This window comes from Dyadobacter fanqingshengii (assembly GCF_023822005.2).
GTDB classification, from domain to species: domain Bacteria; phylum Bacteroidota; class Bacteroidia; order Cytophagales; family Spirosomataceae; genus Dyadobacter; species Dyadobacter fanqingshengii.
This window is the reverse complement of record NZ_CP098806.1, coordinates 2,610,530-2,623,998: the sequence shown is the minus strand read 5'-3', so window position 1 is coordinate 2,623,998 and position 13,469 is coordinate 2,610,530. Positions and strand designations below refer to the sequence as shown.

At 46.0% G+C, this 13,469-nt stretch carries 8 protein-coding genes; 7 read left to right on the top strand and 1 reads right to left on the bottom strand.

Going from position 1 to position 13,469, the window contains the following annotated elements; translation table 11 throughout:
- Positions 1–59: 59 nt before the first annotated feature.
- On the top strand, positions 60–542 hold the full coding sequence (locus NFI81_RS10960; RefSeq protein WP_234612396.1) for a CHRD domain-containing protein: 483 nt from the start codon (positions 60–62) through the stop codon (positions 540–542).
- Between the two features lie 127 nt (positions 543–669).
- Here the strand turns inward: NFI81_RS10960 and alaS are convergent, their stop codons facing one another.
- Positions 670–3,327, bottom strand: a complete 2,658-nt coding sequence (alaS, locus tag NFI81_RS10955) for an alanine--tRNA ligase (protein WP_234612397.1) — start codon at positions 3,325–3,327, stop codon at positions 670–672.
- Positions 3,328–3,616: 289 nt separating this feature from the next.
- Between alaS and NFI81_RS10950 the strand changes: the two genes are divergently transcribed.
- The 6 genes from NFI81_RS10950 (at position 3,617) to NFI81_RS10925 (ending at position 13,441) form a co-directional block, all read left to right on the top strand.
- Complete coding sequence (locus NFI81_RS10950; RefSeq protein ID WP_234612398.1) at positions 3,617–4,006, top strand: hypothetical protein; 390 nt, start codon at positions 3,617–3,619, stop codon at positions 4,004–4,006.
- 474 nt (positions 4,007–4,480) lie between these two features.
- The gene (locus tag NFI81_RS10945) at positions 4,481–7,669 is read left to right on the top strand and encodes a SusC/RagA family TonB-linked outer membrane protein (protein WP_374759452.1); all 3,189 of its coding nucleotides are present in this window, start codon (positions 4,481–4,483) and stop codon (positions 7,667–7,669) included.
- A 42-nt stretch (positions 7,670–7,711) separates the two neighbouring features.
- Positions 7,712–9,373 carry a RagB/SusD family nutrient uptake outer membrane protein gene (locus NFI81_RS10940; RefSeq protein ID WP_234612399.1) on the top strand — a complete coding sequence of 554 codons (1,662 nt, stop codon included), beginning with the start codon at positions 7,712–7,714 and terminating at the stop codon, positions 9,371–9,373.
- A gap of 178 nt (positions 9,374–9,551) precedes the next feature.
- A complete protein-coding gene (locus NFI81_RS10935) occupies positions 9,552–10,919 on the top strand; it encodes a 3-keto-disaccharide hydrolase (protein WP_234612400.1) in 1,368 nt (455 codons plus the stop codon).
- A gap of 122 nt (positions 10,920–11,041) precedes the next feature.
- Positions 11,042–12,382 (top strand): Gfo/Idh/MocA family protein, encoded by a 1,341-nt coding sequence (locus tag NFI81_RS10930; RefSeq protein ID WP_234612401.1) that lies wholly within the window; start codon positions 11,042–11,044, stop codon positions 12,380–12,382.
- A gap of 33 nt (positions 12,383–12,415) precedes the next feature.
- Positions 12,416–13,441 (top strand): DUF6807 domain-containing protein, encoded by a 1,026-nt coding sequence (locus NFI81_RS10925; protein WP_234614865.1) that lies wholly within the window; start codon positions 12,416–12,418, stop codon positions 13,439–13,441.
- Positions 13,442–13,469: the final 28 nt, after the last annotated feature.

The following is a 13,469-nucleotide window of genomic DNA, read 5'->3' as shown; positions in this document are numbered from 1 at the left end:
GCGGGAGCAGGTTTTTTACTGTTAGCGGTCAAACCAATTATTTACTAAAACAAAGCATTATGAGAAAATTAGCATTTTTGGGTGTGTTTTTTATCGCCGCGATGGTAGGATGTAGTGATGACGATGAAGTAACAGACCCGACTCCCGTATTGCCCGAACTGAAAGTCAGCACGACCCTTTCCGGCGCAAACGAGGTCCCAGCTAATCCATCAACAGCAACTGGATCAGTAGATGGTACGTTGGATCAGGAAAGCAGGATTTTAAGCTTAAACATGATGTACAGCGATTCTGCTTCGTCCGACTCAACTTCAACAGATTCCACATTCACTCCCACAGCTTGGCACATTCACAAGGCGCCGGTTGATTCGGCAGGAGCAGTGGTAATCAATCTCGGAACAACTTTTACCTCACCCTTTGCATTTAAAGACACTTTGACCGAAGCACAGGTAGCCGACCTGAAAGCCGGTTTGTATTACGTAAACATTCATTCGGCTAAGTATCCTCAGGGAGAAATCCGGGGACAATTGAAAACCGAGGAATAATCAAGACTTTATTATAGTCCTTAAATCAGAAGAGCGACGCCAATTTTGGCATCGCTCTTTTTGTATTTGATAATTCAAATTGTGCTTAATCAGCACTTAGAAATTGCCCGAAATGCAGTTGAATTTTTTAGAAAAGCCCTTTCGCTTTGTCTAATGCAGCATCCAATCCGCTGGCGTCCGAACCACCAGCCGTTGCGAAGAACGGCTGACCACCACCACCACCACGGATCTCTTTGGCAAGATCTTTCACGATTTTACCAGCATTCAAACCTGTTTCCTGAACAATATTCTCTGCAATGAACACTGAAAGTTGGGGCTTACCAGCAATTTCTGTCCCAAAAACTGCAATCAGGTTTTCAATTTGATCACGCAATTCGTAAGATAATTGTTTGAGCGAATCAGCACTCGGTACATCCACTTTTTCAACAATCAGATTGAAAGTGCTGTGCTTTTTCATATTGTCGACCAATGTGGTTTTCAGCGACTGTATTTTTTCGTTTTCCAGCGAAACGATTCTTTTCTGTAAACCATTGCGCTCGTCCAGCAAGCTTTCCACCGCTTTAATCAGGTCAGTTGGGCTTTTTAGCAGCTCTTTTATTTTGTTCAGAGTTTCCTCCTGCTGGCGCATTATGTCAAGCGCTTTCGCACCTGTAACCGCTTCCACACGGCGCACGCCAGCGGAAACAGAGCCTTCGGAGATAAACTTGAAAACACCAATCTGGCCCGTGGAAGGAATGTGCGTTCCGCCGCAAAGCTCGAAAGAGTAGGCGGGGTCAAAAATGATCAGACGGACGAAATCGCCATATTTTTCGCCAAATGTTGCCGTTGCTCCCTGGTCTAACGCTTGCTTGATCGGTACGTTTCGTCTTTCGTCCAAGGCAATGTCTTCACGAATTTTTTCATTAACCCGATCCTCAATTTTGCGCAGTTCCTCATCCGTCACTTTTGCAAAGTGCGAGAAGTCAAAACGAAGCACTTCATCATTCAAAAACGAACCCTTCTGACCAATGTGCGTGCCCAGCACTTCCCGCATCGCAGATAACATTAGGTGCGTTGCGGAGTGATTTGCTTTGATCTTTTCACGGCGGTCGCTATCGATTTTCGCCACAATGATGCCTGCATTTTTCAATGCATCATCCAAATTTTTATCCGGGGAAATGTGAACAAAAAGGTCGTTCTCCTTCTTGGTATCAACGATTCTGACTGTCTTTTTGCCATCTGTCAGGCCGTTATCCAGGAGCAGGACGCCCGTATCGCCAACCTGTCCACCCATTTCAGCATAGAAAGGCGTCCGGTCAAGGACAATGTGATATTCCTCGCCCGTTTTGGTCTTGACTTTGCGGTATTTGATGATCTGGCTGTGCGTTTCTTCAAAATCATAGCCCAGAAATTCAACACCATCGGCCTCGCGCACCTCAATCCAATCCGTCGCCTCTTTCGCAGCATCCTGTCTCGACCGGTTCTTCTGTTCCGTTAATGCGTCGTGAAAACCAAGCTCATCAATTTGGAAACCTTTCTCACGTGCAATCAGCGCCGTAAGGTCAACCGGGAATCCAAATGTGTCGCTCAATTCAAAAACTTCATCGCCTGCAATCACGCTGATGCCTTTTTCTTTTAATGAACTGACAATCACATCCAGCCGTTTCAAACCGGATTCCAGCGTTCTCAAAAAGCTTTTTTCCTCTTCAAGGATAACCCGCGTAACGAACTCTTCCTGTGATTTTAACTCCGGGAAAACATCTTTGAACTGATCCGCCAAAACCGCAACCAATTTGTAAAAAAATGGCTCCTGGAAACCTAAGTAAGAGTAGCCGTAACGAACTGCGCGACGCAAAATCCGGCGGATAACATAACCAGCCTTGTTATTGGATGGCAACTGTCCATCCGTAATCGCAAATGCAACTGCCCGGATATGGTCCGCGATCACGCGCATGGCAATGTCCGCAAACGGCTCATTATTAGCACCGTATTTTTTGTCGGATAATGTTTCCAAAACCTGAATTGTGTTCTGGAAAACGTCCGTGTCATAGTTGGAAGTTTTGTTTTGAACCGCCATACATAAGCGCTCGAAGCCCATTCCCGTGTCAACATGTGTAGCGGGAAGCGGCACCAGCGAACTGTCGGCTTTACGTTCAAACTGCATAAAAACCAGGTTCCAGATCTCCACAACCTGCGGATGATCATTGTTAACCAACGATTTACCGGAAACTTCCGCCACTTCGGCAGCCGGACGCAAATCGATATGGATTTCTGAGCAAGGGCCGCATGGACCTGTATCACCCATTTCCCAGAAATTATCTTTTTTATTTCCCAAAATAATGCGGTCTTCACCCACGATCGGCTTCCAGAGATCCCAGGCTTCCTGGTCAAACGGAACACCATCTTTGGAATCGCCTTCAAAAACAGAAACATAAAGCCGGTCTTTGGGGAGCTGGTAAACCTCTGTCAAAAGCTCCCAGGCCCAGGTGATTGCCTCTTTCTTGAAATAATCACCAAAAGACCAGTTGCCCAGCATTTCGAACATCGTATGATGGTAAGTATCAAAACCAACGTCCTCTAAATCATTGTGTTTTCCTGAAACCCGTAAGCATTTCTGCGTATCTGCAATGCGGCGGGAAGGAGGGGTGCCATTACCCAGAAAGAAGTCTTTAAACTGCGCCATCCCCGAGTTGTTAAACATGAGGGTAGGATCATTTTTGGCCACCAAAGGAGCCGAAGCCACAATTAAATGTTCTTTACTCCGAAAAAAATCAAGAAAAGCCTGACGTATTTGATGCGAGGTCATTGTATATATTTTGGTCCTTATAGTCTACGAAACAGGGCGCAAATGTAAGGAAAAATTGTGTTTAGTATTCCGTCAACACCCTCTGCGCGCTAAATTCCGATTGATCCCGAGGCAGATGTCCCTTTTGACGGTTTCAGGAATCGTATTTTGAGTATAAACACACGCGTATTTCCTTATTTATAAAATTCACAGACTGGCGGGGCTTGCTGTTTGGTGCCCTTTTCAGATAAGGTTTGTGGGATTTTGTAGCAAAGGGAATGTGCCTTTTGTAATTAATTAAGTGCTTGAAATGAAACCGTTTTCGGAGTTATCGGCGGAAGAGTTAGCGATGGAAAACCTGTTCATTAGATGGGTACGGTTTCCCGATGATCCTCCTATCCGCTCTTTTTGGGAGGGCTGGATCGTGAAATATCCTGCGATGAAAGATACTGTTGCCAAAGCCAGGGAACTCGTGTTGATGGCGTCTGACTGGAAGCCGGATTCCCTTTCAAGTCAGGAGGTTAACTCCATCTGGGGAAGGATCAGGAATTCGCTGGACATTATTACTGAGCGTGATCCCGGCCAACCCGGCGCGCCTTCATTTCAAAAAACGGTGACTCCCAACAGCATTGTGCTTGGCGTGATCTCCATGGCAGTTATCATTCTGCTCGCTTTCTTTTTCTTCTCCATCATTAACTGACCCTTTTACAAGCGGCAGATTATTTAAGTTAATATTGGAATAATTCAATAATTACCACGATCGTAGCGGTTTTATCGAGGCTCTCAAAAGTCTTAATTGTCAATATTTTGCAATAATTTATTTGATCAGGCCAATCCTGGCAACGTTCCCGATAACGTTTGCATAAATAAAACACCGCTTTCATTTCCGGATTAGCGCACTTATATCTATTCTCAAATATTAATTCTAAATTGTACTATATATACAATTAATGTAGTTATTAGAATTATTCAAACTGAACCCCTTAAAGACCTTCTTGCTTCACTTTTTCTCACCACCACAATCGTTTGGTGTGATATGTAACCGTTAACGTTGTAACCGATAATTTACAATTTAACTTTTTTTAGAATTAATATAATATTTTTTAAGGGTAGTCATTAAAAATCTCGTCCAGCAGTAAGCAGTCAGAACTTTATCAATCACCAATCAATGCGTATGAAAAGAAAATTTACTAGTACTGGTCAAAGCGCTTTGCGTCTGACCATGGCAGCGATGATCGTGTCAGGCTTCACCGCCGAGGCATTTTCACTGAACCGGCCCAACGTAACCCATGTTTTTTCTATTGACAAAACCGTGTCTGGGAAAATCACCTCATCAGAAGACAATACACCCATTCCAGGGGTGTCGGTAGTGTTGAAAGGAAGCAGAAGCGGGACAAACACCGATGTGGAAGGACAGTTTAAAATTGATGTGCCGGATAACGGCGCCGTGCTGGTGTTCTCATCTGTTGGATTTATAACCCAGGAAGTGCCGGTTGGCGCCAGAAGCATCATCGACATAAAATTGGATGCTGATATGAAAGCGCTTACAGAGGTTGTAGTCGTGGGTTATGGTAGCCAGAAAAAGAGTCAGACGACGGGTGCGATCTCATCTGTTTCAGCAAAGCAGATCAGTGAAATGCCGATCACGAACATTGGCCAGGCCATGCAGGGCCGCGTGGCGGGGGTGGACGTTTCCCAGTCGGGAAGTAAGCCTGGTTCTACACCAAAGATCCTGATCCGCGGCCGACGTTCATTCAATGCCGGTAACAATCCACTATATGTTGTGGACGGTATTCCGCTGGCTGGTGACCGGAATGAATTAATGTCCTCGGCAACGCGTCCGTTTGATTTCGTCTCCGGCGGATATGAAGACATGAACCCGAATGACGTGGCATCCATGGAAATCCTGAAAGATGCAACGGCAACTGCTATTTATGGTGCAAGGGGCGCCAACGGCGTTGTTCTTATCACAACGAAGAGAGGAGAGTCTACAAAAGGTAAAACAACGATCAGTTACGATACATATGTGGGCGTAACGGACGCGCTGGACAAGATCCGCCTGTTCTCAGGACCCGAATTCGCTGAATATTTGCGTGAGTCGCGGCGCGGCATCGCTGCGGGAAGTCTTTATAAGGATGCAAACGGAAACCCGGTTCCTACGGGCCAGGTGGATGCATTTGCGGATTCGAAATTATTTGAAGCTGTTGAATTGGATGGAATTGCAAAAAACCGCACGACAGATTATCAGGATATGATCCTGCGTCAGGGTTTTCAGCAAAACCATTCTGTGGGTGTACAGGGCGGCAATGAAAAAACGCAGTTCTACATTTCAGGAGGCTTTTTCAGAGATAAGGGAATTTCGGAAGGTCTGGACTATACAAGAACCTCTCTTCGCGCAAACATTGACCATAACATTAACAGCCGCGTGAAAGTGGGTATTTCGTCCTACCTCATGTATTCTGTAAGAAATGGTAAGGATTTGAACCCGTACGCATTTACATTGAATCAAAACCCGCTTGGAAGGGCCTATGATGATGCTGGTAAGATCATTTTTGCGCCTACCAATGACGCACTGCTGACCAACCCGCTGGCAGAGATCGTTCCTGGCGCGCAGGTTGACGAACGTAAAAAATACCGCATTTTCAATAGTCTCTATACCGAAGTCAAGATCATTGAAGGTCTGAAATACCGGATCAATTTTGGTCCTGACTTTGCAGTTGAACGTGGTGGTCGCTTCATCGGCGCGCAAACCAATGCCAGAAAAGGCGGTGATCCGCAGGCCGCTATTTACAACCAATATGGCTTCAACTGGACATTGGAAAACATTGTTACCTATAACAAAACCTTTGCAGCGAAACACAACCTGGGCATTACCGCTCTTCATTCTGTGCAGCGCGAAAGTTTTGAGGCAAACACGATCTCTGTACAGGGCGTCCCTGCTGAAACGCAGCAATTTTACAATGTGGGTAATGCAAATGCAGTGCTGGGAGTTGGTAGTGTACTGATTCCCTGGACCTTGAATTCCTACATGGCGCGTATCAACTATGATTATGCCGACAAATATCTTGTAACGGTTACAGCCCGTCGCGATGGATCGAGCCGTTTTGGAGAAAATACAAAATACGGAACATTCCCGGGCGTTGCTTTGGGTTGGAATATTTCCAATGAACCTTTCATGAAGGGTGTGTCATGGCTCGACCTTTTAAAACTTCGGGTTAGCTACGGTTCTGTGGGTAACCAGGGTGTGGCACCTTACCAGACGCAAGGTTTGCTGGGCAGGACAATTTATGCGTGGGATAACACGCCTGCATATGGATATCGCCCCAATACAATCGGTAACCCGGATCTGAGATGGGAATCTTCGGCAACTAAAAACGTGGGTATCGATTTCAGCTTTATCAAAGGCCGCATCCAGGGTTCTCTTGAACTTTATGAAACCAATACAACCGACCTCCTGCTATCCGATCAGTTGCCTGCTTCTATCGGTTTCAATGCGGTGACGCGCAACGTGGGTGAAACGCGTAACCGCGGAATTGAGCTGGGCGTTTCTACCATTAACGTCAACGCGAAAAACGGTTTCAAATGGACTACCGATTTCCAGTTTACTAAAAACACCGAGGCGATCATTTCTCTTTATAATGGTGCAGTGGATGATTTGGGTAACAAATGGTTTATCGGATATCCTTTGTCTGAATATTTTGATTACAAAAAAGCGGGGATCTGGCAAACCAACGAAGCTGACGCTGCGAAATCGTACGGCAGCAGGGTAGGGCAGATCAAGGTTCAGGATGTAAACGGCCGTAGCGCAGACGGACAACTGACCGGGCAGCCCGATGGCAAAATCAATGCAGATGACCGTCAGAAACTGGGTTCAGATGTACCGGATTGGAGTGGTGGGATCACAAACCGTTTCAATTTCAAAGGATTTGACCTTTCGTTCTTCATTTACGCCAGACAAGGACAGATGATCATCAGCGGATTTCACAGGGATAACAATGCACTCGCTGGCCGTTATCAGCAAATGTATGTGGATTACTGGACACCAAACAATCCGACCAACGAATTTCCGCAGCCAAATAAAGACCAGGAATTCCCGGTTAACAACTCCGCGATCATCTATTATGATGGCTCGTTTGTAAAGATCCGTAACATTAACTTCGGTTACACTTTCAGTAACAACCTGACTAAGAAACTGGGCCTGGAATCGCTTCGTTTGTTTGCAAGTATCCAGCAGCCTAAAATCTGGTCAAAATACCGCTCTAAATACAATGGTGTGGATCCTGAAACTTCCGACACCACTATCGGATCGGGCGTAACACCTGCAACGCGCGTATCCACGATCGGACTTAATGTGAAGTTCTGAGCATGCTGAAAGGTTTGGTAACAACATTTAATATTGACAAAAATGAAATTTAAATACATCAAGAAATCATATAAATACATTGGCTTACTGGCATTAATGCTCATAGGCCAGTCGTGCAGTGACCTGTTGGAGGAAGAAGTTATTTCCAGCATTGGTAACGACTACATTAATACGCCCAAAGGGTTTGAAGATGCGGCAAAGTCGGCTTACTCTTCGCTGCGCAATTATTATGGAACGCAGCAGGGGATTACCCTCACCGAATTTGGTACAGACCTTTACGCAACAGGCGCTGATGGCGGATACAAAGGCTTCCACTTTTACGATGCCCAGTTGCAGCCAACCGTGGATTATCTGGCAACGATCTGGGACGAGACTTACCGCGGGATCAACGTATGTAACGCCGTGATCGAACGGGCACCGGCCGCAACCGTTACCGATGCGATCAAAAAGGCGCGTGTAGCAGAAATGAAGTTTTTGCGGGCGCATTATTATTTCCTTTTAATGCAGCAATATGGCGGCGTTGACCTGAGGTTAACAGAAACTATTTTGCCAACCAAGAAAACTTCCCGTGCGCCTGAATCGGAAATTTACAAACAGATTATTTCTGACCTGGAATCTGCTTTGCCGGACCTTGAAGCGAAATCGAAAGCAACGGATTACGGTCGTGCTACTAAGCCGGCGGCGGAGCATTTGCTGGCCATGGTGTTTTTGGCCAAAGGCAATTCATCTTCGAAAGCTGCGGATGATTATTCCAAAGCGGCAACTTATGCTTCCAATGTGATCAATAATTACACATTCAAGCTTTTGCCTGACTTTGCAAGTGTTTTTGACCAGGGAAATCAGAATCATGATGAGGTTGTTTTCGCGGTTCAGTATACCATGGATCCATTGACGAACGGCACAGGAAACAGCCTTCACCTTTATTTCGGGATGCAATATGACGTGCAGGCAGGAATGGTCCGGGATATTTTGAATGGTCGTCCTTTCAAACGCATGCGCCCAACGAAATACTGTCTTGAAACTGTTTTTGCTGACCGTGTAAATGATTCGCGTTACAAAAAAACATTTAAGGACACATGGATCTGTAACAACCCGGGCACGTTTACCAACGTTTTCGATAACTCGAAATCCACAGTAACATTCAAAGCGGGTGATACCACGATCTTTATTCCCGGTTATGAAATGCCACTGGCAGAGCGTGCTAAAAAGCCTTATCAGGTGTTAGTACCAAGCCGTTATGACGAAGCTTTATTCCCGACAAACAAAAAATTCCTTGATCCGCTTCGTCCAGACCGCACTTACGAGCCGGGAAGCCGCGATTATATGTGCTTCCGTTTGGCAGATACGTATTTGTTGCTGGCTGAGGCGCAACTGCTGACAGGAAAGGTGAAGGAAGCCACAGATGCGATCAATATGGTGCGTCGCCGCGCTGCTTTTCCCGGGAAAACCGCTGCGATGGAGATCAAGCAGGCAAACATGAACATGGAAATGTTGATGGAAGAGCGTGGACGTGAATTGCTTGGAGAACAAATTCGCTGGATGGACCTGAAACGCTGGGGTAACCTGGTTGAGCGGGTGCAGAAATACAATCCGCAAGCCGCCCCGAATGTGAAGCCAATCCACTTGCTGCGTCCCATCCCCCAAACACAGATCGACAGAACAGAAGGCGGTGCAGCCTCATTTCCGCAAAATCCGGGCTATTGATCATTTGAATGAATAAGTTGCATTCCCGTCATGACAGAAGATCTCAATGTCTTTTGCGTGATGGGAATCTTCGTTAAGTAAGGGTACCGTATGCAAAATATCGTTATATTGATAATGTACGGAAGTCCAATTTTTATCCGTTACAAAGGTCATTTATCACAACAGAGTTCCTGAACAAATGAAAAAACAAAAATTGCCGCTGACTATTCTGCTTCTTTTAGTCACACTTGCATGCGCGAATGCGCAAAAATCGAAGGACGGTTGGGAGAATCTTTTCAACGGGAAAGACCTTACCGGCTGGAAACAATTGAATGGAAAAGCTAAGTATGAAGTGAAGGATGGTGCCATTGTGGGAACCTCAGTAACCGACACACCTAATTCTTTCCTTACTACTGAAAAAAATTACGGGGACTTTATTTTTGAATGCGATGTCAAAGTGGATAACAAGCTGAATTCCGGCATTCAGATCAGAAGTTTGTCGACACCTGATTACCAGAATGGCCGCGTACACGGTTACCAGGTTGAAATTGACCCCAGCGACCGCGCTTATTCAGCCGGACTGTATGATGAAGCACGCCGCGGCTGGCTTTATCCGCTGGATCTGAACCCGGAAGCCAAAAAGGCATTCAAAAAAGATGCCTGGAATAAATACCGCATTGAAGCAATTGGCAGTTCTATCCGCACATTCCTGAATGGTGTTCCCGTTGCGCACGTGATTGATGATATGACACCGAGCGGGTTCATCTGTCTGCAAGTGCATGCCATAGGCAGTAAAGATCTGGAAGGAACGCAGGTGAGCTGGAAAAATGTAAGGATCAAAACAACCGACCTTAAACCAAGCCCGGCTGCTAACATTCGCATCGTAAACCTGATCCCAAATTCCCTTAACGAAGCAGAAAAAGCACAAGGTTACACATTGCTTTACGACGGAAAAACAGCCGATCAATGGCGCTCATACGGCGGAACGGATTTTCCCTCTAAACGCTGGAATTACGCTGATGGAACCATTACAATCTCAAAATCAGATGGTTCTGAAACTGGAAATGACATTGTGACCAAAAAATTATATGGCCCGGCATTCGAATTTGAATTTGATTTTAAACTAACCGAAGGCGCCAATAGCGGGGTAAAATATTTTGTAGATCAAAAATTCAGCTCGGGTGGGAAATCGGGCATTGGCTGCGAATACCAGGTGCTGGACGATGAAAAACATCCGGATGCAAAACTTGGTAAAAATGGAAACCGCACCATTGCTTCATTCTACGACGTAATTCCTGCCGACAGACCTAAAAACGCGGTAAAAAAGATCGGTGAGTGGAACCAGGGAAGGATTGTGGTTCAGAAAGACGGAACGGTTCAGCACTTTTTGAATGGTTACAAAGTGGTTGAATATGTGCGCGGATCGCAGCAGTTCAAAGAATTTGTAGCAGAGTCGAAATTTAAAGGATTTGAAGGTTTTGGATTATCACAACAAGGAAACCTGCTTTTGCAAGATCACGGCGACAATGTTTCATTCCGTAGTCTGAAAGTGAAGGAAATAAAATAACGGGCTCCGGTTCAAAAAACATCTTTTTTTAGAGTAGATAAAAGTGCACTCGTTTTTTACAACTGATTGCCCGCCAAACTCGTGGGCCATTAACTGAAAATTAACTTTTTAAGATCAATATCATGACAAGCAGAAGGGATTTTATAAAAAATGCAGCGCTGGCTTCGGCGGGTGTTGCCGTTGGTTCAAATGCTTTTAGCGCAGCTAGTTACCGAAAAATTTTGGGCGCAAATGACCGCGTACGTGTGGGGATAATAGGTTTTTCGGACCGTTTCCGCAGCTCACTGGCTCCCAGCTTTTCTGATCATGCGAAAGAACTGAACTTTGAGTTTATGGGCGTTTCCGATCTTTGGAACCGCCGCCGTGACGAGGCCGAGGCATTTATGAAAGGCAAGCCTTATGCGTCTGCCGAATTTGCGAAAGCCAGAAATAACGAAGAGTTACTGGGCCGTAAAGATGTGGATGCCGTTATCATCAGCACCGCCGATTTTCAGCACGCATTGCATTGCGCGGAAGCCGTGAAATCCGGTCGCGACGTGTATGTGGAAAAACCATTCGCCGAAACATTGGAAGATGCCAAAGTGGCTTTGAAAGCAGTTGAAGCTTCAAAACAAATTGTTCAGGTTGGTTCTCAGCGACGTAGTGCACCTAATTATTGGGCTGCTTATGAATACATTAAATCCGGCAAATTTGGTGACATTACCACAGTTGAAATGACGTGGAATGTGAACCAGCCGGGCCGCTGGAGACGGAAGGAACTGGTTTCTCAAATCAGAAAAGAAGATACAGACTGGGACCGCTTCTTAATGAACCGCCCGAAAGTGGAATGGAACCCGCGTTACTATCTTGAATTTCGTTTGTTTTACCCATATTCTTCCGGAATACCGGGGCAATGGATGGCACATCAGATCGACACAGTGCACTGGTTCTCAGGACTTGATGCGCCAAGAAATGTTGTTGCCAACGGGGGGATTTACACATGGAAAGATGGGCGCACAAATGTAGATACGTTCAGCGCCGCTTTTGAATACGGGCCATTTGATAACAAAGAAAAAGGCTTCCAGGTAATTTACTCATCCCGTTTCAATAACGAAGCTGGCGGTGTGAAAGAATACTACTATTCTAATGGTGGAATGATCAACCTGGATACCAATAAAATCACTCCTGAAGGCGGATTACAGGCAAAAGACGCCAAAGGAATGGGACTGGAGGCCAACTTGCTAACGGAAATGTCTCTGAAAGCAGGAGACAAGATCTCCACAGACGCGAACACTGGCTCCGATCCAATGACCTCGCTGCACATGCGCAACTGGATGGAATGTATCCGCAGCCGCAAGGAAAGCAATGCACCAGCGCGCGTAGGTTTCAACCACTCGGTTGCGAACATTATGGCGACGCAGGCGCTTCACTCGGGTAAGCGTGTGAGTTGGGATCCGAAGAAAAAAGAGATTATTTTAAGCTAACCAACATTGAACGTGAATGTTATAACAAAGGGCATTGCAGCAACCGCACTTTCTGTTTTGGCAGCAGGCGGATTGGCGCAAGCTCAAAAAGTGGATCTGGTCAATAATGAGAAGGAAAAGAAGGTCGAGGTCAAAATCGATGGTAAGGCTTTTACGTCTTACTTCTATCCGGGTGAAGATAAATTGAAGAAAGCCGTGCTTTATCCGGTTCAAACGGCGAAAGGCACGCTCATTACCAGAGGCTGGCCGCTGGACCCAAGACCAGGCGAGCGTGTTGACCACCCGCACCATGTAGGAATCTGGCTCAACTACGAAGATGTGAATGGGAACGACTACTGGAACAATTCCGATGCCGTGGACCATGCAAAGCGTGCTTACGGAACCATCATTCACACCGGCATCAAATCCATGAAAAGTGGAAAAGACAAAGGTGAGCTGACCGTTACGGCCGACTGGAAAGATAAAAATGGTGTTCTCACGTTGCAGGAATCTACAACCTACCATTTCAGCGGCAAAGGCGACCAGCGCATAATCGATCGTTCCACAACTTTAACTGCGGTGCTGGATGAAGTAGCCATGCCCGACATTAAGGACGGAATGTTCGCCATCCGCGTAGCCCGTGAGCTTGAATTGCCATCCAACAAGCCCGAAATTTTCACCGACGCAAGCGGCATAGCAACCAAAGTTCCGGTCATGAATAATGAAGGGATCACAGGTAATTACCGCAACAGCAATGGTGTTGAAGGAGAAGCTGTCTGGGGCAAGCGCGCTGTCTGGTGTAACCTGACAGGAAAGATCAAAGATGAGAATATCAGCGTGGCCATGATCGACCACCCGAAAAACGTAGGTTATCCAGCTTACTGGCATGCCCGCGGCTACGGTCTTTTCGCTGTAAATCCATTGGGGATGAAGGCGCTAAGCGACGGAAAAGAAACGCTCAACTTCAAACTTAAAAAAGGCGAGTCCACCACTTTCCGCTACCGGCTCGTGATCGCGTCAGAACATTTGAAAGACGAAGCAATCAACGCCATCGCCGCTGACTATGCGAAGACGAAGTAGGATTAAAGATTAAAGAATATTGTCAAAA